Source organism: Enterocloster bolteae, from assembly GCF_002234575.2.
GTDB classification, from domain to species: domain Bacteria; phylum Bacillota; class Clostridia; order Lachnospirales; family Lachnospiraceae; genus Enterocloster; species Enterocloster bolteae.
Window position 1 is genome coordinate 5,847,849 of sequence record NZ_CP022464.2, and the last position, 24,310, is coordinate 5,872,158.

The window sequence follows — 24,310 nt, forward strand, 5'->3', positions numbered from 1 at the left end:
TTCCTAGAAAAACCGAATCCGCTTGGCATTCTCCACAAATTCCCTGTTATTCCTGGTTCTTGCGAAAAGGTCAAGTATCTTTTCCACTGCATCCTCGGGTTTCAGGGAATTGGTGGCCTTGCGGATAATATCCACTGCCTCTGCTTCCTCCCTGGACAGCAGGAGGTCATCCCTTCTGGTGCCGGACTTCAATATGTCGATGGCCGGGAAGATACGTTTCTCAGACAGTTTCCTGTCGAGCACCAGCTCCATGTTGCCGGTGCCTTTAAATTCCTCATACACAACATCATCCATGCGGCTTCCCGTCTCCACCAGGGCAGTGGCCAGTACGGTCAGGCTTCCGCCCTCGCGCATATTTCTGGCAGCGCCGAAAAAACGCTTCGGCATATGAAGGGCTGCCGGATCCAGACCGCCGGATAATGTACGGCCGCTGGGCGCAACCGTCAGGTTGTATGCCCTGGCCAGCCTGGTAATGCTGTCCAGCAGGATGATAACGTCACGTCCGTGCTCCACCAGACGCTTGGCCCGCTCAATCACCATCTCGGATACCCTCTTATGACGGTCAGGCAGCTCATCAAAGGTTGAGTAGATTACTTCCACATTTGGACCCACAATGGCCTCTCTTATATCCGTAACCTCCTCAGGGCGCTCGTCAATCAGAAGGATCATCAGATGCATATCCGGATTATTGGTTGTAACTGCCTTTGCTACCTGCTTTAACAGTGTGGTCTTTCCTGCCTTTGGAGGGGATACAATCATACCACGCTGTCCCTTTCCAATAGGTGCCAGAAGGTCCAGGACACGCATGGCCACCGTATTCCTCTCACCAGGTGTTTCCATATGAAGCCGCCTGTTAGGGAAGATGGGTGTCAGGTCCTCAAAGTTGGGCCTTGTCTCCGTGGCGCTTAGGGGATAGCCGTTTACCGTCTTGATGTAGAGAAGGGCCGCAAACTTCTCTGTTGCAGACTTCACCCTGCGGTTTCCCACTATAATATCTCCTGTTTTCAGATTAAAACGGCGAATCTGGGAAGGCGCCACATACACATCATTTTCACCGGGAAGAAAATTTTCACAGCGGATGAATCCAAATCCGTCGGGCATGACTTCCAGTATGCCGTTTGCCTCAATCCCGCTGTCTAACTCAGCCATATCCTGGCTGGAAAGGCCGATTGCGTCACTTCTATTGTCCGCTCTGGCAAAACGCTCTCCATCGTTCTGGGAAGGCGCGCTGTTCTGGCTCATTCTGTTATTCATACTGCTGTTTCCATGTGTTTGGGGAGTCTGGGTCCTGTTCTGTGTATACTTGCTGTCGTACCCTCTTGAAACAGGGCGGCGGTTATCCGTTCCCCTGCTGTCATTCCGGTTTTCCTGATAATCCTGGCTCCTTGACTGGTTACGCTCAAAGGCATGGGGCTGGTCCTGGCTCCGGGGTGTTTCCTGGCTCCGGGATATCTCCTGACTCCGGGGCGTTTCCTGGCTCCGGGATATCTCCTGACTCCGAGGCGTTTCCTGGCTCCGGGATGTTTCCGTTTTTACTTCCCGTTTTATTTCCGCCGGCTTTATATCCGGGTTTTTCTCTGCCTCATCGCAGAGCAAATCAATAATTTCTGCCTTTCTTAATGAACTGATGCCCTTAATTCCACGGCTCTTGGCCATTTCCTTTAGTTCTGAAAGAGGCAGGGTCTGCAGTTTTTCACGCATAGTATTTCTCCTTATTAAATTCAATTCTTCACCCGCAAAAAAAGCCGGTGTACGCCTTCTGTCTATATTCAAATTATCTTCTGTTCATTCAAATTCGGGGTTTATTCCAGATTTGGGAATTGCTCAGGGACTAACAGACTGCCGGCAGTATCAAGAAAACTGCCAGCTAATCTATGTATAGCCCTATTATATACACGAATATCAGGGATTGTAAAGTTAAAATTTGAGAAAATCAGCTTTTAAGCCATTTCATATGCGCATTTATCTGCTTCTCATAGCCATTGTCAGAAGGTTCATAAAATACGGTTCCCTCCATACCTTCGGGCAGATACTGCTGCTGTACATAATGCTTGGGATAGTCATGAGCATAGAGATAACCTGCCCCATGTCCCAGCTTTTCCGCTCCCTTATAATGCTTGTCCTGCAGATGGACCGGCACTGGCATAGTCCGTTCGTTCCTCACCGCTTCCATAGCCTTCTGTACCGCCATACAGGCAGCGTTGCTCTTTGGAGCTGTGGCCACATAGGTCACTGCCTGGGAGAGGATGATATTGGCCTCGGGAATTCCGATGCGCTCTGCGGCCTGGGCTGCGTTTACCGCCACCACAAGGGCCTGAGGGTCCGCATTTCCCACATCCTCCGCAGCACATATCATAATTCTTCTGGCTATGAACTTGATGTCCTCTCCCGCGTACAGCATCCGCGCCAGATAATACACGGCCGCGTCCGGGTCCGACCCCCGCATGCTTTTAATAAACGCGGATATAGTGTCATAGTGGTTGTCCCCGTTCTTGTCATACCGGACAGCCCTTTTCTGAATACATTCCTGGGCCACTGCCATATCAATGTGAATCCGCCCGTCCGCTCCCTTTGCAGTGGTCAGTACCCCCAGCTCCACGGCATTCAGCGCGGCCCTGGCATCCCCGTTGGCCGTGTCTGCCAGAAAATCAGCTGCATCCTCGTCAATGTCGGCATCGTAAATGCCCATTCCCCGTTCCTTGTCATAAACTGCCCTGCGGATCAGCTCCTTGACATCCTCCTTTTCCAGGGGCTTGAGCTCAAATATCCTGGACCGGGAAAGAAGAGCCCCATTTACCTCAAAGTACGGATTTTCCGTAGTAGCTCCAATCAGTATCAGGGTCCCGTCCTCCACAAAGGGCAGAAGGTAATCCTGCTGTCCTTTATTGAAGCGGTGGATCTCATCCACAAACAAGATGGTTTTCCTTCCATACATGCCAATGTTGTCCTTGGCCTCCTTCACCACTTCCTCCATGTCCTTTTTTCCTGCCACTGTGGCGTTAATCTGCCGGAAATCCGCACTGGTGGTATTGGCAATGACCTTGGCCAGGGTGGTCTTACCGGTTCCCGGAGGTCCGTAAAAAATAATGGACCCCAGCTTATCCGCCTGTATGGCCCGGTACAGCAGCTTATCCTTTCCCACAATATGCTGCTGCCCCACCACCTCATCCAGGGTCCTCGGACGGAGCCTGGAAGCCAGAGGCGACTCCTTCTCCATATCCTTTTCTCTCATATAATCAAATAAATCCATATCTGTATTCTCCTCAGTCAATCAGCAGTTCATCCACCGTAACAAAAGTATAGCCCCGCTTCGTGAGCGTGTCAACGATTTCCAGGGCTGCTTCCACAGAAGTGGGGAAAATATCATGCATTAATATGATATCCCCGTCCTCCACATCCTTAAGCACCCGTTTCACCACACGGTTGGTATTGCGCAGTTTCCAGTCCAGGGAGTCCACAGACCACAGGACAGTGGTCATGCCCACCCTGCACTCCAGCTCCTCATTCCAGTCCCCATAGGGCGGGCGCATGTATTGGGGCCTCTCTCCTGTAATCTCTTCTATCATCCGGCTGGTTCTGTCCACGGCCTGGCAGACTGCGTCTGAACCGGCTTTTGTAAGCTGCACATGGCTGTAGCTGTGGTTTCCAATCAAATGGCCCTCTGCCTTCATGCGCTTTACAATATCCTCGTTTCCCTCTATGTTCTGTCCCATCAGAAAAAAGGTTGCCCGGACATTCCGCTCTTTCAGCCCGTCCAGCAGTTTTTCCGTGCAATCCTCATTTGGTCCGTCGTCAAAGGTCAGAGCCACACATTTCCCTTCCAGTCCCTTAGCCCGGTCCAGGGTATCCCCTCCCTCCCTGACCCAGGAGCCCTCATCGGCGGACACATGGGCCGGCATCTCCCCCCTGACCGTATGGATAAGGCCGCCCAGCAGCAAAAGGTCCGCTATGCAGACAGCTGCCAGGAGCTTTGACTTATTTATCAGCTTCACCCTGTTTTCCCTCTCTTATTTCACATCCTTATCTATCCAGTATATGTGCAGGGGCAATATAAAAATGCTTTTACCTTTTTCTCCCTTTACAGACTTCATAATGTGCGGGAAGAAGAAAACAGCGCCGGGACTGCTCCCGGCGCCGCATGGCTGATTTTACATCATATTAAAGTTATATCCTGATAAAAATGATACCATGATTGAGCTTATTGTCCATTACATTAAACCCAGCGGCTGCTGTCACGGCCCTAATGGCGTGACCACCACACCCGGTCCGCCGGATGAACCGGTGACAGCCTGGCCCAAACCCGGTGCCTGGTTAGATACCCCGCCGTTCTGTGAAGGCTGGGGCGCCTGTCCTCCCTGGCTGCCGTCCGGCGCCTGGGTCTGTACATTTCCTGTCTGGCTGTCTCCGGTCTCATTTCCCGCTTCCTGCACAACCTGGCTGAGCACTCCGCTTCCGTCAGCAGTATAGGCCACGCCGCCTATATCCACGGTGGTGCCTGCCGCCATCCGGCCTGTGGATGGGTCCATATAGTAGTGGAGTCCGCCCACGTCGATCACGCCTTTGGCCATACGTCCTGAGCCCTCAAAATAATACCAGGCCCCATCCATCTCACGCCAGCCTGTGGCCATGGCGCCGGACCCCTTCAGGTAATAGCGCTCACCGCCGTCATCCAGCCAGCCTGTCTGCATCACGCCTTCCTGGCTGCTGTAATACCAGGTTCCATTGTCATTGATCCAGCCCCTGGAAAGAGCTCCTGAGCTGTCCAGATAGTACCACTTCCCGTTCTGGCTGGTCCAGCCTTTTGCCATGGCCCCATTTCCCTCCAGGAAGTATCTGCGCCCGCCGTCGTCCAGCCAGCCTGTCTGCATCACGCCTTCCTGGTTGCTGTAATACCAGGTTCCGTTGTCATTAATCCAGCCCTTGGAAAGGGCGCCTGAGCTGCCGAAGTAATACCATTTCCCGCTGTCGGATTTCCAGCCGGTTATCATCTTACCGGTAGTGTCATCCAGATAGTAGGACTTGCCGGACTGGTTAAGCCAGCCCTTGGACACCAAACCGTCCCCGTTCATATAGTACCATGTGCCGTCATCCTGAATCCAGTTGTTCTTCTGCTTTGCATAGTTCTGGTAATAGTAGGTCTGGCCATTGATGGTTCTCCACGTATTCGCCGGAATCACAGAGGTGAAATCCTTGAACTGGAAATCAATATCTACATTGCCGCTTATACCGTTTACAGCGCCGGTGCTGGTTGCCTGCCACATAACGGGATTCTGATAGGCCGGTTTGGCGGAATAGCGCGCCACCCATACAGGGTAATTCATCTTGCTCATATCCAGCTTATTGGCAAGCCAGTTGTCATTGGCATAGATAACCGGATAATAGCCTGCCTCTGAAATCCGCCCGCAGAACGCGTTGGCGATGGCTGCCAGCTCATCCTTGGAAAGGGTTCCCTGGGTGGAATCCTCCATGTCAAAGGCCACCGGATAGGAGACCGGATAATCGTGAATCAGGTTGAGAACAAAATTCGCCTCCTCCACTGCCATCTCCGGCGTCATGGCCAGGGAATAGATGTATACACCCACCTTGACTCCTGCCGCGCTGGCCTGCTGGATATTCCTGTGGAAATAAGGGTCTACTGCGCCCTTTGAACGGGTGCCCAGCATGACGAAGGACACGTCGTCCGCAGCTACCTGGCTCCAGTTAATATCCCCCTGCCACCTGGACACGTCAATTCCCCGGAACAGCACATTATTGATAGCTGAGCCGTCCGGCATCTGATATACGCCGTTTACCTTCTTCCACGCATTGGGATTTGCAGTGGAAGCAGACTGTCCTGAGGTGCTTCCTGTTCCGGAAGCAGTCCCTGTGCTGCCGGCGGAGCTCTGCCCCGGTCCTACGGGAGATATGACCGTGGCGGACTGGGTCTCCCCCGGTCCCACGGCCAGGGATGTACCGGCAGGTACAATTGTCCCTGCTCCGATGAGTCCTGCCAGGGCAAGTGCGTGGCAGCGCCTCATGATCTGCGTCGTATTTTTCATAGTATTCTCCTCATACCTTTGTATTTTTCAAAAAAGAGGGGATGTCCAGCCATCCGCTGTCACATCCCCCCTTATTAAACCGCTGTCAATCAACCTGGTCCGTCTGTCCGTCCTGGTTCAAGCGCAGTTGATGAGCCGGATGGGCTGTTATTGGAATTGCCGCTGGTCGGGCCGTTTGAACTGTTTCCGGAGCCGCCCGGTGTGCCGCTGCTGATACCGGAGCCGGAAGAACCGGACACTCCAGGTCCGCCGCTGCCGCCGGAACTGCCGGAATTATTGTTCACAGTTCCCGGTGTCTGGGCCGATACGCCGTTGGCATTCTGGCATACGCCGCTGCCGTCAAAGTTATACTGTACACCGTTGATGGTGGCTGTGGTGCCTGCAATCATCTTGCCCTCGTTGGCAGGGTTCAGATAATAATACTTGCCGTCCAGCTGAATCCATCCCGTCATCATATGTCCGTTGCTGTTGAAGTAATGCCAGGAATTATCAATCTGCTTCCAGCCCGTGGACATCTTGCCGTTGCTTGTATCCATATAATATTTGTTGCCTTCGCTGTCGCTCAGCCAGCCGATCAGCATCCGGCCGTCCGTATTCAGGTAGAAATAATCATTATCCACTTTAGCCCAGCCCGTCATCATCTTGCCGTCCGTGCCAAAGAGATACCAGTTGTCCTTAATCTGTGCCCAGGAATTAACCACGCACTTTCCGTTGCTCTGGAAATAATACCAGGCCCCGTCCATCTCACGCCAGCCGGTTGCCATGGTACCGTTGCCCCGCATGAAGTAGTAGTCATTGCCAATCTTCAGCCAGCCTGTAACCATGCTGCCGTCGTTCAGCATATAATACCACTTGCCGTCCTCAGGATTAATCCAGCCCATGGCCATAAGACCATTCGGCCTGAAGAAATACCACTTGCCGTCAATCTGCTTAAAACCCGTGGACATATGTCCCGTGGATAAGTCCATGTAATACCAGCCCTCGCTGGTCTGAAGCCATCCTGTATGTGTCTGTCCGTTATAGATATAAGTCCAACTATCATTGGATTTACTCCATCCGTCCGCCGCATAGCTGGTAAATACAGACCCCAATGACATGGCCCCAATCATACCGGCTGCCGCCATTGCCACCCAGTACTTTTTATATCCCATTTGTCATCCTCCTCGCCTGGTATATCTGGCCGGGGCATACGAATCCCCAACCGTTTACATATCTCCGATTATAGCACAAACCCATATTCATTTGGTAACAAATTTATTACAATTTCCGTAATTTCCTATAATATTTTTTTGCATACCGGTACATGATGATGGTGTATTCTCCGAACTCATCTCCCAGAATACTTTTATATACAGCCCACAGGCACCACAGGAATCCGCCCAGGGCAGCATTGGCATAGAGCGCAAACAGTTCATCTTCCGAGGGCTCCCGCCTGAGATAAAGCCTGAAAAGCCGCTCCATGTCCTCTTCCTTGTAATAGGAATAAATAGCGCACATGGACACATCCATCACCGGATCGCACATGCCGGCATACTCCCAATCCAGAAGTTTTACACTGCCGTCCTCAAAAAAGAGAAAGTTATCCACATTTGCATCAATATGACACAGGCATTTTGGGCGTTCCATTGAGTCAAGGGTATCCATAAGCCAGTCCATCCACCCCTTTACTTCCTCGTAATCCTCAAACAAAAGGGCGCCGTGGCTCCTGCACAGCTTTTCGTAAAAGCTGATCCTCTCCCGGATATCAAAGGAATGGGCCACCGTGATGCCTGACTGGTGAAGGCGGCGCACCATGGACATGCATTTCTCCATATCGGCCCAATCTGCGGAATCCGCATTTCTGGTACCTTCATAGTAATCTGCTATCTTATACCCGGTCTTTTCATTCATGTACAGCACATGCTCGGTGATTTCCAGTGAGGCAACGGCATCGTAGACTGTTTTTTCCTGTTCCCTGTTAATCAGAAGTTCTGTTCCCGGACCCGGTATGCGGCAGATGCAGTGGCGGTCCTCCACCTTAAACAGAAAGGACTTGTTGGTCATGCCTGCTTTCAGGCAGCGGATATCCTTAATGCTGGATTCCGGTACCTTGAATACCTCTGCGACCAGCTTCATGGCCGCATTGTCAGAATGATTCTGATAGCGGGGGTCAAACAGGCGCAGCTCCTCCAGGTTCTCAAATTCATATACCTGATCATCCGGCTGACGGTTCACATCCATCTCTATTTCATCCCACCGGGAGGCCGCCAGGCCGCCAGCTTCCTGGGCTGCTTCCAGCAGTCCGCCGCCTTCCTCCTCAAGCCGCCGTCTGGCCTCTCCCTCCAGCATGTCCACATAGACCTGTTCCCAGTAAAACTGCTCTGTCCCCGGCGTCTTATAGTAAGCTTCCAGCACCGGAAGGAACTGCCGGGAAAATTCCCGGGAAAAATAAGCCGGACCATACATGACCCACTGGTCCCGACCGCCTACTTTTACGCCGGTGATCCTCCCCTTTTTATTGAAATAAAGGCACCATTCCCTGGTCTCTCCCTTCTGAAAGGCAGAGCTGTACCAGGCCCCGCATTCATAGGAATGATACATATTCTCCCGCATCCAGTTATCCGATGACAGGACGTACATATTGCGCCCCTCCAGCACCTTCCTGGCCCGGTAAATGGTGGTCAGGGTGTTTTTGCTGGTATACTCAGGATTGTACAGAAGCTCCACGCCGTATTTATCAATAAGGTATTCAAACTTCTCCTTCAGATATCCCACTGCTATGGTTATATTCCTTATGCCCACTTCGTGAAGCTGCTTAATCTGACGTTCAATCATGCGCTCCCCAAAGACCTCCAGAAGCCCCTTGGGCGTCTCAAAGGTCAGGGGGACAAAACGTGAACCGAAGCCCGCTGCAATAATAAGGGCGCCGTCCACCTTATATTGGTCTAACAGCTTCTGGCCATCCGGCATAAGCCTCCATCGGGCCTTGCCCTTTTGGCTGCTTTCCTCTCCTATATATCCCTTTGCCAGACATTCCTTAATCAAACCATTGGCCGTGCCCAGGGAGACATCCAGCTTTCCGGCCAGCTCTCTCTGGGTAATATCCGGCTGCTCCAGTACTGCCCTGCATACAAGTCCATGTCTGTCCATTGTGTAATCCTCGCTTCCCTGCCTGTTTTGTGTTCAAATCTATCGCTTTTCAAAAATATATGAACATTATATCATACCCGTTAAAAAAAGCAAGTATAAAAAGCAGCATCACAGCGTTCAAAATATGGAAGAAAATATTCCAATTTTGAAATCATAACTCTAAAAAGCCAGGCTCGGAACGATTTTCCGGAACCTGGCTTTCCTATCCATAAACTTACACTTCAAATATCAAATCCCCATAACTGGGCATTGGCCACAGTTCCTTATCCACAATCATCTCCAGCTGGTCCACAGGTGCTCTGAGTGCTTCCATGGCCGGCACCACCTGGCTGTGGTAGACGAGTGCCTGAACCTTACCGCCCTCAGCGGCGGCAGCCTTTTCTGTCACCTCCAAAAGGCGGGCAAGGGCTGTCTTTATCTCTGCCAGCAGCTTTGAAGTCTCTATCAGCAGCTCTGTCTGGGTGCTTACATCGGCTTCCTGGCATACGCCCTTCACGGCTGCGATGGAGGAAGCCAGCTGTGTGGTATACTTGATAACTGCCGGTATAATAGACTTGCTGGCCATGTCATACATGGTCCTGGCCTCAATGTTAATGGCTTTGGAATAGTTCTCATATTCCACCTCAGACCTGGATTCCAGCTCAGCTCTTGTGAATACCCCGAACGCCTCAAACAGTTTCACCGCCTTATCCGTTGTCAGGGCCGGGATGGCATCCACCATGGAGCGGATGTTTGGAAGTCCTCTCCTCTCAGCCTCAGCCACCCACTCGTCTGAATAGCCATTTCCGTTAAAAATAATTCTCTTATGGGCAGCCAGGGTCTCCTTGATGAAATCATGTACAGCCATATCAAAGTCCTCTGCCTTTTCCAGCATGTCTGCTGCTTCCTTAAAGGCCTCGGCCACAATGGTGTTCAGCACAGTATTGGGGGAGGCGATGGAATCCGAGGACCCCACCATGCGGAACTCAAATTTATTGCCTGTAAAGGCAAAGGGTGATGTACGGTTCCTGTCCGTGGCATCCTTATCCAGGTCCGGAAGAATGTCTACGCCGGTCTTTAAGGTACCGCCCTGTTTGGAGTGGGTGGCTTCGCCGGTGCTGCACAGCTGGTCGATTACATCCTCCAGCTGCTCTCCCAGGAAGATGGATATGATGGCGGGCGGCGCCTCGTTGGCTCCCAGTCTGTGGTCATTTCCCACATCGGAGGCGGATTCCCGAAGAAGGTCTGCATGGATATCCACGGCCTTGATGATACATGCCAGTACCAGAAGGAACTGGATGTTTTCGTGGGGCGTGTCGCCGGGGTTCAGGAGATTGGTGCCGTCATCCCCGGTCAGTGACCAGTTGTCGTGCTTACCGGAACCATTGACGCCTGCAAAGGGCTTCTCATGGAGAAGGCAGGCCATGCCGTGGCGTCCGGCCACCTTCTTAAGGGTCTCCATCACAATCTGGTTGTGGTCAACGGCCTGGTTCACACCCTCGTAGATGGGAGCAAGCTCATGCTGGGCAGGAGCCACCTCATTGTGCTGTGTCTTGGCAGGAACGCCTAATTTCCACAGCTCTTTATTTACATCATTCATGTAAGAACCGATTCTCTCACGGATGGCGCCGAAGTAATGGTCCTCCAGCTCCTGGCCCTTGGGAGGCATTGCGCCGAATAAGGTGCGTCCGGTGTAAATCAGGTCCTTGCGCTGCAGATATTTTTCTCTGTCTACCAGAAAATATTCCTGCTCCGCGCCCACGGACGGTGCGACCCGCTTGGCTGTGGTGTTGCCGAATAAGCGCAGTATCCTTAATGCCTGCTCATTGACAGCCTGCATGGAACGCAGCAGCGGGGTCTTTTTGTCCAGCGCCTCTCCCTTATAGGAACAAAAGGAAGTGGGGATGCACAGTGTCACGCCGATGGCGTCTTCCCGCAAAAAGGCCGGTGAGGTACAGTCCCAAACCGTATATCCCCTGGCTTCAAAGGTAGCGCGAAGGCCGCCGGATGGAAATGAGGATGCGTCCGGCTCACCCTTGATCAGCTCCTTGCCGGAGAATTCCATGATTACCTTACCGTCGGAGGGAGCAGAGATAAAGGAATCATGCTTCTCTGCAGTCACGCCTGTCAGCGGCTGGAACCAGTGGGTATAGTGGGTGGCTCCCCTCTCAATTGCCCAGTCCTTCATGGCATGGGCAACCACATCCGCAATACTGGGGTCCAGCTCTGCCCCGTCTTCAATGGTTTTCTTCAGCTTCTTGTACACACTCTTTGGCAGACGGTCCCTCATCACCGCGTCATTGAATACATTTTTACCGAACATCTCCGATACATTCAATACATCGCTCATAGAATTATCCATCCTCTCTTTTTATCTTCCTTTTCCAAAATCGTTTCCCAAATCCTCAGGTCACAGTTCTCCCGGGTCATACATCTCTTCTCACGTAATTATATTAAGTCCGCGCGGATATATAATAAAAAGGTGTTCCCCCTCTGAGAGAGAACACCTTTGTTCTTTATTAAAATAAACCATTTCCACTGAAATTGCAAGTGGTTTTTAAATAAATATGCATTTTTATTCTAATAAGGATTATGAAGCTGCATTAATAACTGGCATCCGTTATAGTGATGTAGGTTATAAATCAGCCGGTACATCATATATTAGGCCTTGCCGACGGAACCGAACAGCTCCATCTTTTCCTTAACAGTTGCCCGGATAGCATCAGCGCCCGGAGCCAGAAGCTTTCTTGGGTCAAAACCCTTGCCCTTCAGGTCCTTGCCTGCCTCGATGTATTCCCTGGTGGCTGCTGCGAAGGACAGCTGGCACTCTGTGTTTACATTGATTTTTGCAACGCCCAGGCTGATAGCCTTTTTAATCATATCCTCAGGGATACCTGTACCGCCGTGAAGAACCAGAGGCATGTCGCCTACGGCTGCCTTTACCTGCTCCAGTACATCGAAGCGCAGGCCCGGCCAGTTCTCAGGATATTTGCCGTGGATATTGCCGATACCGGCTGCCAGGAAGTCAATTCCCAGATCAGCGATGGCCTTGCACTCCTGAGGATCAGCGCACTCGCCTAAGCCTACCACGCCGTCTTCCTCACCGCCGATGGAGCCAACCTCTGCCTCCAGGGACAGACCCATGGCATGTGCTACCTTAACCAGCTCCTTTGTCTTCTCGATGTTCTCTTCGATTGGATAGTGGGAACCATCAAACATGATGGAGGAAAATCCTGCTTTGATACATTTATAGCAGCCATCGTAAGTACCATGGTCCAGATGCAGGGCAACCGGAACCGTGATGTTCAGTTCTTCCATCATGGCCTCAACCATGGCAGCAACTGTCTTAAATCCTGTCATATACTTTCCTGCGCCCTCGGATACGCCCAGGATAACCGGAGATTTCAGTTCTTCTGCTGTCAGCAGTACGGACTTGGTCCACTCCAGGTTGTTGATGTTAAACTGGCCAACTGCGTACTTGCCTTCCCTTGCTTTTTCAAGCATGTCTTTTGCTGAAACTAACATATTATACCTCCTTATAACTTTGTTATTTTATTAACTATCTCACCCATTATATCGCATACGCGAACAAAAAGGAAGATGTTTTTCATTAAATCAGCTGATACCCAGGATGTCCTTTACCTCGTTCTTCATATCATCCACGCCGCATTCCCTGTTATGGCGGACGGCTGCATGGCGGATTTCCTCCACAGCCTGGGGAACAGCGACGCCGGACAGGGCGCTTAACGCATCCACAATTTCAAATTCATCCTTGCCCTCCAGTCCTTCTCTGCCTGCAATGGCTTCCATGACACTGTGGGAGAATTTATACGGACTGGCAGTGGACGCTATGACTGTCTTTGTGTCATCCCCGCTTTCCTTTCTGTAATTTCCATATACAGAAGCCGCAACGCCTGTATGGGTGTCAATGAGATAGCCCGTATCATCAAACAGTTTTTTGATGGTGGCAGCGTTCTGCTCCTGGGTGGCAAAACCTCCCACAAAATCAGACATGAAGGCGCGCATTTCAGGCGTAACCTCATATCTTCCCTCCTGGGAAAGCCCCCGCATCAGGTTTCCGCTTGCAAGGGCGTCACATCCTGTACTCATGTAGATGAGGCGCTCCAGGTTGCTGGATATAAGGATATCCATGGACGGTGAATTGGTGAGGATAAACTCTCTTTTCCTGTCATAAATTCCTGTGGTAAAAAAGTCATACAAGACTTTATTGTCATTGGAGGCGCATACCAGAGTCTTTACAGGAAGCCCCATGCGCTTGGCAAAATAGGCTGCCAGGATATTGCCGAAATTACCTGTGGGCACCACCACATTGATATTCTCGCCCTTCTCTATCTCTCCTGCTTCTAACAGTTTGGCATAAGCATATACATAGTATACAATCTGAGGAACCAGACGGCCAATGTTAATGGAATTTGCCGAGGAAAACTGGAACCCCTTTCCCATAAGCTCTGCTTCCAGGTCCTTGTCCCCGAACATTTTCTTCACGCCGGTCTGAGCGTCATCAAAATTGCCGTGGATTGCCACCACAGAGGTGTTGTCCCCTTTCTGGGTGCGCATCTGAAGCTCCTGGACCTTGCTGACTCCGTCCTTGGGATAGAATACAATGATCCGTGTGCCGGGCACATCTGCAAATCCGGCCATGGCCGCCTTGCCCGTATCCCCGGATGTGGCCGTGAGAATGACGATTTCCCGGTCCACATGGTTCTTCCTGGCCGCTGTCGTCATAAGGTGCGGCAGGATGGACAGAGCCATGTCCTTGAATGCTATGGTGCTTCCATGGTACAGTTCAAGATAATATGCCCCGTCAGCCTTTGCCAGAGGCGCTATCTCCTCTGTATCAAACTTGCTGTCATAGGCCCTGGCGATACAGTCCTTAAGTTCCTTTTCCGTATAATCTGTCAGGAACAGCTTCATGACCTCATACGCTGTTTCCTGGTATGTCATGGACGCCAGCTTTTCAAGGGGCACATCCAGCTGCGGAATACAGGACGGCATGAACAGGCCGCCGTCCTTTGCAAGGCCCTGTAAGATGGCCATGGAAGCTGTCACTTCCTTTTCACCGCCTCTTGTACTCTGATAGGTTAATCCCATACTCTTTTTCCTCGCTTTTGAAATTCTCAATTAGTAATGTTACCAAAATATTAACATATTTCCCGGACAGACGCAACTGCAAACACGGATACCTTCCTTTTCCGCCCTTTATCTGGTATACTGATACAGCCTGTCCCCATACCGGCCGGGCCTCATCAGCCGCGGTATCCGTACAGGCCCAATAAGCCCGGGAGGAACATTATCATGACCTATGAACACATAGTTGCCGGAACCTTTGTAAGCCGGCCCAACCGCTTTATCGCCCATGTAAAGACAGGGAACAGAACAGTGGTATGCCATGTAAAAAACACCGGCCGGTGCCGGGAGCTTCTGATTCCCGGAGCCGCGGTTATACTGGAATTCCATCCGGACGCAGCTGTTTCCGGAAGAAAGACCGAGTATGACCTGATTGGCGTATATAAAAATGATCTATTCATCAATATGGACTCCCAGGCCCCCAACAAGGCTGCATGGGAGTGGCTGACCTCACTGGACGGCAGCATGGACAGCTGCGGCTGTACGGAAAAAGCCGGCTCCCCCTTTTCCCCTCTTGGACCTTATGTGCCCTGTGACATACGGCGGGAGGTCACCCACGGCGACTCACGGTTTGACCTGGCATTCTCCCTGAGAGACCGGGATACAAAGGCAGTGTCCCCGGCCTTTATGGAAGTCAAAGGCGTAACCCTGGAGGAAAACGGTGTGGCCATGTTTCCTGACGCGCCCACGGAACGGGGCATCAAACACTTAAAGGGCCTTATAAGGGCCCATGAGGAAGGTTATGAGGCTTATGTCCTGTTTGTCATCCAGATGAAGGGCATCCGTGGCTTTACCCCCAATGACATGACCCATCCGGCCTTTGGGGACGCGCTCAGGCAGGCCCGTGAAGCCGGCGTCCATGTGCTGGCATATGACTGTCTCGTAACACCCGATACCATGATTGTGGATTCACCGGTAAAGGTCATTCTGGATTAGAACATGCCGCAATATACCCTTTTAACGCTCCGGGCCAGGGCCTCCCTTTGGGAAGCCCTGGCCGTTTCAGCATTCATATTGAATAATATAATCCCCAAACTTCAGGTATTTTAAGAGCGGCAGTTTTTAAGAGCGGCAGTTGCCGCAGTTGCCGCAATTGTTCCAATTACCGCAATTATTGCAGTTATTGCAGGAGCAGCGGCAGTTTGAAGCCGCAGCGGTCCGGTCTGCTGCCTGGGCAGCCGTCCTTGCCTCAGCCGACTGATTACATCTGTTGTTGGCATAGAACCCTGCCATATAGCCCTGCCAGTATAAATCGCAGGTCCGGCCTGTTCCGCCGCATGACCCGGCAGTGCCTGCTGCGGCTGCGGCCGCAGTACTTCCGCAGTTTCCGCCTGCAGCGGCCGTTCTGGCAAACGCTGCATCCCCTGCATAATAAGCTCCCTCATAAGTTCCTGCATATTCATTCCAACCATTACAATTATTATAATTCATAGTGTTAATCTCCTTTCATCTAGGTTGTACTTTATTATACGGGGCTGGGCCAAAAGTGTGACAACCCTCCTTTTATTCCCACTGATACGTACTCTGCATATAATATCATAACAAACCTGAACGGTGATTCACTATGGTCTATCCGCTACATGAACTGAAACCGGGAGAACGGGCCGAAATCGTCTGGGTTATCAGCGAACCGCCTATGTCGCTGCGGCTGGAAGAGCTGGGTTTTACAGCCCCGGCACTGGTGACCTGTATTCTGAAGGGGAGGCGCGGCCGCATGTCCGCCTACCAGATACAGGACACGGTCATCGCCCTCAGGCCCCAAAATGCCAGGGAAGTGCTGGTGCGGCCTTTGCAGCCAGTTTAAACCTCCATGACTGCCTTAATACCGGTTGTCAAATACACGGGTAGACTTCTTCTCGCTTCTTGGAAGCTCGCCCAGCTCCACCAGCTTCACCACAGGAGTCAGGCCAATCCGCCCCTTAAACTGATTCTGGATTTCGATTTCCAGGGCGTATTTGTTAATGGATGGATTTGTCTCCACAAATAAGGTCAGCACATCCTTGCCCATCAGGTGGTCCACCATGACCTGGTATTCGCTGGAGGCACCTTCTATGGAGCTTAAAAGTTCCTCTATCTGGCTTGGGAATATGTTCACGCCCTTTACCTTGACCATATCGTCGGTACGCCCAATGAGGGTGCCGATTCTGGGATAAGGCGAACCGCAGGGACAGTCTCCCGGCACGATTCTGGACAGGTCGTGAGTGCGGTAGCGAATAAGGGGAGCACCTTCCTTTTTCAGGGTAGTGATGACAATTTCTCCCACCTCGCCGTCAGGCAGCACCTCACCTGTCCTGGGGTCCACAATCTCGATGTATATGTAGTCATCCCAGTAGTGCATGGCTCCCTGTTTCTCGCAGTTAATGGCAATTCCCGGCCCGTACACCTCCGTAAGGCCGTAAATGTCGAACAGATCCACTCCCAGCTCAGCCGCTATCCTGTTCCTCATCTTCTCGCCCCAGCGCTCGGAACCGATAACACCCTTTTTCAGATGGATGCGCTCTCCAATGCCTCTCTTGGCAATCTCCTCCGCCAGCAAAAGAGCATAGGAGGACGTGGCGCACAGGACCGTGGACTTCATATCCATCATCATGCGCAGCTGCTTATCCGTGTTGCCGGGTCCCATGGGAACGGTCATCGCGCCCAGACGCTCCGCTCCCAGCTGGAAACCGATTCCGGCTGTCCACAGACCATATCCCGGCGTAATCTGGATACGGTCCAGGTTTGTGATGCCCGCCATCTCATAGCAGCGCGCAAACATCAGAGCCCAGTCATCCACATCCTTCTGGGTATAGGGAATGATGACCGGTGTTCCGGTGGTGCCTGAGGAAGAATGAATACGCACGATTTTCTCTTCCGGAGCAGCCATCAGGCCCAAAGGATAGGCTTCCCTCAAATCACCCTTCCAGGTAAAAGGGAGCTTCTCGAAATCCTCCTGGGACTGTATCTGATTCACATTGACGCCTTCCAGCTTATGCTTGTAAAAGCACTCCTTGGCTGTCAGTTTCTTGAGCTGTTCCTTAATGAGAAGGAACTGGGATTCTTTCATCTTCATCTGGTTAATCCTCCGTTTATCTTATCATGGCGCTGGCTGCCGCGCCCAGCTTCAGGGCCTTCATATTCATGTCCTTAAACTTTTCCGGCACTCTTTTTTCAATGGCTGCCTCCATCTCCTCCAGGGAAATTCCTATCAGTCCGCTGGCAATGGCCGCTCCCAGCAGGGCCACATTCATCACCTTCGGGGAACCGCACTCCATGCCAATGGACGCTGCATCCACCACCACCAGGTTCTCCCCGGCATGTTCCAGGTATTCCATCATCTCCCGGCCCGTGTAGGCACCTCCTGTCAGGGAAGCGGTCACCGGCCGTATGGGGGCCGGGGATACCACCACACAGCCGCCCTTTTTCAGGTAAGGCAGGCACCGGACAGCCTCTGCCGGTTCAAAGCCGATGATCACGTCTGCCCCGCCGTGGGGTATCAGCGGAGAATATATCTCCTCACCGATACGCACATGACTCACCACGCTTCCGCCCCTCTGGGCCATGCCGATGGTTTCAGCTCCCCTGGCCTCCATTCCCTTCTCCATGGCCGCCAGGGCTATGAGACGGGATGCCAGGACAGTGCCCTGACCGCCCACTCCGCACAGCAATACATTTTTTGTCATCTTATATACCTCGCTCTCCAAGCATCTTCCCTGTCCTGTCCGTCTGAAGCAGGACTATTTAACCGTTTCAATGGCGTCTACGGAACAGATCTGGCTGCACAGGCCGCATCCGGTGCACAGGCCGCTGTCTATGCCCACCATATCCCCGTCCAGCACCAATGCGGGACAGCCAATCTCATTGATGCAGGTCCGGCAGTTCACACATCTGTCCTCCGCAATCCTGCACGTCCGGAAGCTTTTTATGATAGCCGCACAGGGGGACTTGAAAATAATGGCTTTCACGCCCTTCATGGCGGACAGCTTAAGCACGGCGTCCACACACGCATTTAAATCCAGCGCGTCCACTGTAACGGTATTCTTTACGCCAATGCCCTCCAGCACCTTTGTAATGTCCACTTTCTCCACTACATTTCCCATCATGGTGCGGCCTGTACCCGGATGGGGCTGGTGGCCTGTCATGGCCGTGGTGGAGTTGTCCAGGATGCACAGGGTCAGGCTGGCCTCATTGTATACCGCATTGACAATGCCTGTGAGACCGGAGGCAAAGAAGGTGGAATCTCCCACAAAGGAAAAATACCGTTTGTCCGGCTCCACCCGCTGCAGCCCCTGGGCCATGGTAATCCCGGCGCCCATGCACAGACAGGTGTCCACCATATCCAGAGGCTTTGCATTGCCCAGAGTATAGCAGCCGATATCGCCGCAGTAAACTCCCTCTATGGGCGCCGCGCCCTCCCCCAGGCCTTCATTTAACTTCTCCATGGCTCTCTTTACCGCGTAGAAGGATGCCCGGTGGGGACATCCGGCACAGAGTACCGGCGGACGCACCGGCAGCGGCGGAACCGGCAGGGCTGCTTCCGGCTCCGCTGCACCGCCTTCCAGTCCTTCCAGATACCGGATATAGGCTTCTCCCAGATACGCTTCCAGAACCCTTCTGACAGACTCTACGGAGTTTTCACCGGCGGTCTGCACTTCCCCTGTAAGCTTGCCCTTTACTTCCAGAGGCAGATGGTGCCTGCCGCTAAGAAGAAGCAGCTCCTGTTCCAGAACCGGATCCAGTTCCTCCACAGCCATCACCTGGTCCAGTCCTTCTGCGAATTCCAGAAGCAGACGCTCAGGCATGGGATTGGGGGTGGATACCTTAAGCACCCTTGCTCCTCTGTATCCGTTCAGGGCTTCCATGACAAACCCGTAGCTGATGCCATGAGTGATGATGCCCTTGACCGTGTTTCCCTCTTCCCTATGCAGCAGGTTGAACCTGTAGCTTGAAAAGTCCTCCCCTATAATGGGATTGCGCGCCTCAATCATCCTGTGGTTTGCATGGGACAGCCTGGGGAAAATGACCCATTTGCCGGAATCCTTGACAAAGCCCTCTGGCGCCGGAAGCTTGACCCGTTCCTTAAGCTCCACGCTGGCGCATCCGTGGCATAGCCTTGTGGTAGGGCGGAACAACACAGGAGTATGATATTTCTCAGAATATTCAAAGGCATCCTTAATCATCTCGTATGCCTCTTCCGGAGAGCTGGGATCAAATACCGGCAGCTTGGAAAACTGGCCGAACCTGCGTGTATCCTGTTCTGTCTGGGAAGATATGGGCCCCGGATCGTCGGCCACCACTACCACCATGCCTCCCTTTACCCCCACATAAGCCAGGCTCATCAGAGGGTCTGAGGCCACATTCAGCCCTACCTGCTTCATGGTGACCATGGTCCTGGCTCCGGTGTATGCAGCCGCGGCCGCCACCTCCATACCTGCCTTTTCATTGACAGACCACTCTACATAGATATCTCCGGGATTATGCTTGGCCACCGTCTCCAGTACTTCCGTCGAGGGTGTTCCTGGATAACCGGAAACCACCTTAACTCCTGCCCGGACAGCGCCCAGGCCGATTGCCTCATTTCCCATTAAAAATGATTTGGACATTCCCCTTCTCCTTCCCAACCGTGTTTTGTTTGTCAGATATACGTTCAGACAGGCTTTAGACCCTTCTGATCCCATACATTCTGTTATGTTTTGGTATCATTATACGCAAAAAGGCCTGTCCTTTCAAGAAAGGACAGGCCTGAATCCCAAAATGCCTGTGATGCCACCTTAACTTTTTAATACGCTCTCAAACATGCGCGGTACAACGGTACGGTACATGCTCTGCCCTTAACGCAGGCCTGCGGTCCGGATACTTGGCGCGTAAGCTGTCAGCTGACGGCCTTTCCCCTTTCCCTCAGCGGTCCATTTGCCGGCCGGCCTGTTACAGGGATTCCACCATCCCCTGCTCTCTGTGAACGCCCTCTACGGTTTGATCTCCGCTTCAACGGTTTATTTCAATCCCCATCCTGAGTATAGTACGGCTCAGAATGCCCCAGCAGACAGGCTGCTGTTTAAGATTCAGCTTACTAGATATTATACAAGTTTTCCCGCAGATGTCAAACATTTTTTAGCCTGAATCTACTGATCATTGGTAAGCTTAAAGTAATCCAGAACATAAAATACCAGACTTAAAATCATGCCTACCACGCAGGACAGCACCATACCGGTAAGCTGCACATTTCCAAACTTCACGGCAATTCCCGACAGACCCGTGACAAATATGACTGAGGTAAGGGCCAGATTTCTGGAATTTCCGTAATCCACCCTGGAATCCACCAGAATACGCAGACCTGAGGTACCAATCATACCGTAAAGCAGAAAGGAAATACCGCCGATAACAGGACCGGGTATGGTGCTGATAAGAGTGGAGAACTTGCCGATAAAGGAGCACACAATGGACAGCACGGCCGCTCCCGCAATCACGCGCACGCTGTACACACGGGTGATTGCCATGACGCCGATATTCTCTCCATAGGTGGTGGTGGGCACAGAGCCTATCAGTCCTGATATCATGGTGGAAAAATTATCTCCGAACAGGGAACGGTGAAGACCCGGATCCTTTAACAGATCCCTTCCCACAATCTTGCTGGTGACCACCTGGTGTCCGATGTGCTCAGAGGTGATGACCAGGAGCACCGGAAGGATAATCATGATAGCCTCCAGATTAAACTTAGGCGTGCTGAAATTAGGCAGGGCAAAAACAGGAGCCGCTGCCACCTCGGCAAAATCCACGATACCCGCGGCAAGGGCAGACGCGTAGCCCACAATGACCGCTATGAGGATAGGGATAACCGAGAAGAACTTTCTGAACAGGATGGAACCAAATACAGCGGTTCCCAGGGTAAGAACAAACACGATTGTCTTTCTGGGGTCCAGCACCTCGTCCAGAAGCCCTGCATTGCTGGCAGCTGAACCGGAGAGCTCCAGTCCTATGAGCGCCACCACCGGGCCCATGGCTGCCGGCGGAAGGACCACCTCAATCCATTCTGTCCCGAATTTATATACAATAAAGGCCAGGATACAACCGCAGAACCCCACTGCCACGAATCCACCCAGGGCATATTCATATCCGAAATTACTGATGACCACGCCTGCCGGCGCCAGAAATGCAAAGCTGGATCCCAGATAGGCCGGAGCCTTTCCCTTTGTCACTCCGATAAAAAGCAGGGTGCCCACACCGTTCATAAACAGCACCACAGCCGGGTTTATGCCAAATATAAACGGCACCAGGATGGATGCGCCGAACATGGCGAACATGTGCTGGATGCTGAGGGGTACCAACAGGTTAAAGGGTACCTTGTCCTCTACTTGAATGATGCGTTGATTTTCCATTGTTTTCCTCCTTTGTTGTCCACTTGTTTCATACTCTGTTTCCTGCCGCGCGCCTCCGCCCTGAGCGGTTATGTCCCCGGCTTATCTTACCCCTCTCAAAACACCGTTCGCAGATGGAGAACGGATAATCCCATGACAGCTCCTTCCCGCAGGCTGAACATTTACGGGTGTAGCTGGCACATTCTGTCCTTAAAATACGGCTGATTTCCTCCTCTGTGCTGCGTCTCTCCTCGGCCAGGTTCTCGGCCTGAACAGGAAGCCCCACCTTTCTGGAGAACTGGAAATAAAGATCCAGCATCTTATAGTAGCTCTCCAAATCATACAGGTCCTCTCCCGGGCTGTAAGGAAACTCCAGTTCCGTCACGTCACGGTATTCCCTGCAGTAATCCTTCCACAGGTCCATGACCATCTTATTGTCTATGTCAATGGAACAGGTGATGAGCTTATAAATTTCCTGCCGGGAGTATTCCCCCATATCATCCCGGTGTACATGCTCAAAACTCATATACAGCGCCAGCAGCTCGTCCACCTCCATCTTCTCATAAATGGAAGGCGTGTCCATGCCGGCCCATATCTTAACCAGCGTATCAATCTCAGCAGGAAGGTTGAGAAGCTGCTCAGGGAATCCCACATATGCCTTCATAATAGGCATGGGCATTCTGGAAAGACCGTCCTCGATGACCTCCGGCTCGTCGATGGCAGCCACGAATCCCTCGTCGTAAAGACCGTATCTTCCGGCCCGTCCGGCAATCTGTTTTATCTCCTCCGGATTCAGGGTACGCTTATTTACCCCGTCAAATTTGCGTGTTTCCACAAATACGATTCTGCGTATGGGCAGGTTTAGCCCCATGCCGATGGCGTCAGTGCTGACCACCACCTCTGTCTCCCTGGCCAGGAACCTGCGCACCTGTTCACGCCTGGTGGCGGGAGGCAGGCTTCCGTAAATAACGCTGCAGTGGATTCCCTCGTTCTCCAGGTGGGCTGCCAGGGCCAGCACTGATTTTTTGGAAAACACAATGAGGGCATCGCCCTTTTTTAAATCCTGTTTCAGATTATAGGGCTTTTTCTCCATGGTCAGCCGGGTGTTCCGCTTATGGCGCACCACCCTGTACTGGTCGCCGCACCGCTTAATCATCTGAACCACAATATCCTCTGCCTCGGGAGCCATGCACAGGTGGATTTCCTCTGCCCGAAGCCCCAGCACTGCCCTGGTCCAGTTATGTCCGCGGTAGGGGTCGGCTATCATCTGGCACTCGTCCACCACCACGATATCGAAATATTCATGGTCGTTTAACATCTCTACGGTACAGGACTGGCAGACCGCTCCAGGCACCTCCAGCGTCTCCTCGCCTGTGACCATGGAACAGGACAGGCCCTCTGTGTTAAGCTTGTCATAGACCTCCAGGGCCAGCAGTCTTAACGGCCCGAAGTACGCTCCATGCCTGCACTCCTTAAGACGCTCCAGCGCGTCGTGGGTCTTGCCGCTGTTGGTAGGGCCCACATGAAGGATGAACCTGCGTTTCATCTCCCTGGCCCCTGGGTATTCCTGCTCCGGCTTCTGTTTCACAGACTCCAGGATCCCCTTCTTGATGGTTTTCGGAATGTAGAACAGCTGGTATGCCCTCTCCAGAGAATTAGTGAGGAGATAACGGCGGATGCCCTGCATCTTCAGCACCTGCTCCAAATCCTCAAGGGACAGGCCGTTTACATATTCCAGGTCCTTTCTGGCAAGGGCTTCACAGAATTCGTTCATCTGACGGCAGCCGGACTCCCACTGCTCCAGGGCAGGCCCTGTCAGGTGTCCTTCCCTGCGCATGAGATAGGCGCACACCTTTGACAGCATGGCGTGGACATCGCTGAGTTCGTTGGACTTCACCAGCGGCTTCAGGTTGGCCTCGGTCAACCGGCTCATGCGTTTCCTGAGTTCGGCACCTGTCATGGCCCGGTAGCGTTTGTTCACATTCCCAAAGAACAGGCCCTGGTAATATTCCGCCAGATACTGCTCGCACTCCTTTTTTATCTCCATGGATTTCCTCTTTCTTCCAAATATTCGTAAAAGCAGCCAGACGCATATGTTTCCATATCCATCTGGCAGCACATTATACCATGGTTGTATCTACAAAATGTTCAAACCCCGATATACCATATTCTGCACACACGCTGTTGATTCCATCCACGATTTCCTCCCGTGAGTAATTGGCGGTGTAGAGTTCCTCATCCTTCAGCTGGTTGAGGTACATATAAAACGTGAGGGCCATCTCCAGACAGTCCAGGCTGTCCGTGTCCAGCTCGTCGGTAAGAAGGTTCTCCGCGTCATTGATGTTTCCCTCATCCACCAGATCCTTAAGCCGCTTATATACCCGGTCAAGGTCCGTATACTTGTCCTCATCCTCGGGAAGGTCATAATCAATATCGCTCTTTCCAAGAACCAGCCTGGCAATCGCCCTCACCAGATCGCTGATTGTTCTCATAACATAATCGTCCTGATATCCCATGTCATTTCATCTCCTGAATTTAGTGGATTCTGTTTTTTGCACATTTAAACTTAGTATAGTTGATAACCTTTCCTCCGTCAAGCAGTCTGTGGCCACAATGATGAACCAATGGCAGATAGGGACCTGACTGCCATGCACCAAAGGTTTTGCGGCACATACGCTATCC

Annotated in this window: 18 protein-coding genes; 2 read left to right on the plus strand and 16 right to left on the minus strand. The window is 52.2% G+C overall.

Features of this window, described 5'->3' with window-relative positions; genetic code table 11:
• Positions 1 to 3: 3 nt before the first annotated feature.
• From rho to thrC, 9 genes are all read right to left on the minus strand, one after another.
• Entirely contained in the window at positions 4 to 1,701 is a 1,698-nt protein-coding gene (gene rho, locus CGC65_RS27135; RefSeq protein WP_002566710.1) for a transcription termination factor Rho, read from the minus strand.
• Positions 1,702 to 1,933: 232 nt separating this feature from the next.
• Positions 1,934 to 3,250, minus strand: coding sequence for a replication-associated recombination protein A (locus CGC65_RS27140; RefSeq protein WP_002566711.1), 1,317 nt, complete (start codon positions 3,248 to 3,250; stop codon positions 1,934 to 1,936).
• A gap of 13 nt (positions 3,251 to 3,263) precedes the next feature.
• Positions 3,264 to 3,992, minus strand: coding sequence for a polysaccharide deacetylase family protein (locus CGC65_RS27145; protein ID WP_002566712.1), 729 nt, complete (start codon positions 3,990 to 3,992; stop codon positions 3,264 to 3,266).
• A 240-nt stretch (positions 3,993 to 4,232) separates the two neighbouring features.
• Complete coding sequence (locus tag CGC65_RS27150; RefSeq protein ID WP_002566713.1) at positions 4,233 to 6,038, minus strand: GH25 family lysozyme; 1,806 nt, start codon at positions 6,036 to 6,038, stop codon at positions 4,233 to 4,235.
• An 89-nt stretch (positions 6,039 to 6,127) separates the two neighbouring features.
• Positions 6,128 to 7,189, minus strand: a complete 1,062-nt coding sequence (locus tag CGC65_RS27155; protein WP_002566714.1) for a PspC-like choline-binding domain-containing protein — start codon at positions 7,187 to 7,189, stop codon at positions 6,128 to 6,130.
• Between the two features lie 106 nt (positions 7,190 to 7,295).
• A complete protein-coding gene (locus CGC65_RS27160; protein ID WP_002566715.1) occupies positions 7,296 to 9,167 on the minus strand; it encodes a phosphotransferase in 1,872 nt (623 codons plus the stop codon).
• Between the two features lie 214 nt (positions 9,168 to 9,381).
• Complete coding sequence (locus tag CGC65_RS27165) at positions 9,382 to 11,496, minus strand: glutamine synthetase III family protein (protein WP_002572823.1); 2,115 nt, start codon at positions 11,494 to 11,496, stop codon at positions 9,382 to 9,384.
• Between the two features lie 311 nt (positions 11,497 to 11,807).
• Entirely contained in the window at positions 11,808 to 12,671 is an 864-nt protein-coding gene (fba, locus tag CGC65_RS27170; protein ID WP_002566717.1) for a class II fructose-1,6-bisphosphate aldolase, read from the minus strand.
• Between the two features lie 90 nt (positions 12,672 to 12,761).
• On the minus strand, positions 12,762 to 14,258 hold the full coding sequence (gene thrC / locus CGC65_RS27175) for a threonine synthase (RefSeq protein WP_002566718.1): 1,497 nt from the start codon (positions 14,256 to 14,258) through the stop codon (positions 12,762 to 12,764).
• A gap of 204 nt (positions 14,259 to 14,462) precedes the next feature.
• Here thrC and CGC65_RS27180 point away from each other — a divergent pair, with 204 nt between their 5' ends.
• Positions 14,463 to 15,230, plus strand: coding sequence for a DNA/RNA nuclease SfsA (locus tag CGC65_RS27180; RefSeq protein ID WP_002566719.1), 768 nt, complete (start codon positions 14,463 to 14,465; stop codon positions 15,228 to 15,230).
• A gap of 126 nt (positions 15,231 to 15,356) precedes the next feature.
• Here CGC65_RS27180 and CGC65_RS27185 read toward each other — a convergent pair whose 3' ends face one another.
• Positions 15,357 to 15,725, minus strand: a complete 369-nt coding sequence (locus tag CGC65_RS27185; RefSeq protein ID WP_002566720.1) for a hypothetical protein — start codon at positions 15,723 to 15,725, stop codon at positions 15,357 to 15,359.
• A 133-nt stretch (positions 15,726 to 15,858) separates the two neighbouring features.
• Here CGC65_RS27185 and CGC65_RS27190 point away from each other — a divergent pair, with 133 nt between their 5' ends.
• Positions 15,859 to 16,098, plus strand: a complete 240-nt coding sequence (locus tag CGC65_RS27190) for a FeoA family protein (RefSeq protein ID WP_007035675.1) — start codon at positions 15,859 to 15,861, stop codon at positions 16,096 to 16,098.
• Between the two features lie 15 nt (positions 16,099 to 16,113).
• Here the strand turns inward: CGC65_RS27190 and CGC65_RS27195 are convergent, their stop codons facing one another.
• The 6 genes from CGC65_RS27195 to CGC65_RS27220 all read right to left on the minus strand — a co-directional run bounded on the left by CGC65_RS27195 (position 16,114) and on the right by CGC65_RS27220 (position 24,144).
• Entirely contained in the window at positions 16,114 to 17,346 is a 1,233-nt protein-coding gene (locus CGC65_RS27195; RefSeq protein WP_002566721.1) for a phenylacetate--CoA ligase family protein, read from the minus strand.
• 16 nt (positions 17,347 to 17,362) lie between these two features.
• Entirely contained in the window at positions 17,363 to 17,956 is a 594-nt protein-coding gene (locus CGC65_RS27200; protein ID WP_002566722.1) for an indolepyruvate oxidoreductase subunit beta, read from the minus strand.
• Between the two features lie 54 nt (positions 17,957 to 18,010).
• Positions 18,011 to 19,876, minus strand: a complete 1,866-nt coding sequence (iorA, locus tag CGC65_RS27205; protein ID WP_002566723.1) for an indolepyruvate ferredoxin oxidoreductase subunit alpha — start codon at positions 19,874 to 19,876, stop codon at positions 18,011 to 18,013.
• A gap of 519 nt (positions 19,877 to 20,395) precedes the next feature.
• Positions 20,396 to 21,649, minus strand: a complete 1,254-nt coding sequence (gene uraA / locus CGC65_RS27210) for a uracil permease (protein WP_002566724.1) — start codon at positions 21,647 to 21,649, stop codon at positions 20,396 to 20,398.
• Positions 21,650 to 21,677: 28 nt separating this feature from the next.
• Positions 21,678 to 23,675, minus strand: a complete 1,998-nt coding sequence (locus CGC65_RS27215) for a helicase-related protein (RefSeq protein WP_002566725.1) — start codon at positions 23,673 to 23,675, stop codon at positions 21,678 to 21,680.
• Between the two features lie 73 nt (positions 23,676 to 23,748).
• Complete coding sequence (locus CGC65_RS27220; RefSeq protein ID WP_002566726.1) at positions 23,749 to 24,144, minus strand: DUF6483 family protein; 396 nt, start codon at positions 24,142 to 24,144, stop codon at positions 23,749 to 23,751.
• Positions 24,145 to 24,310 lie beyond the last annotated feature (166 nt).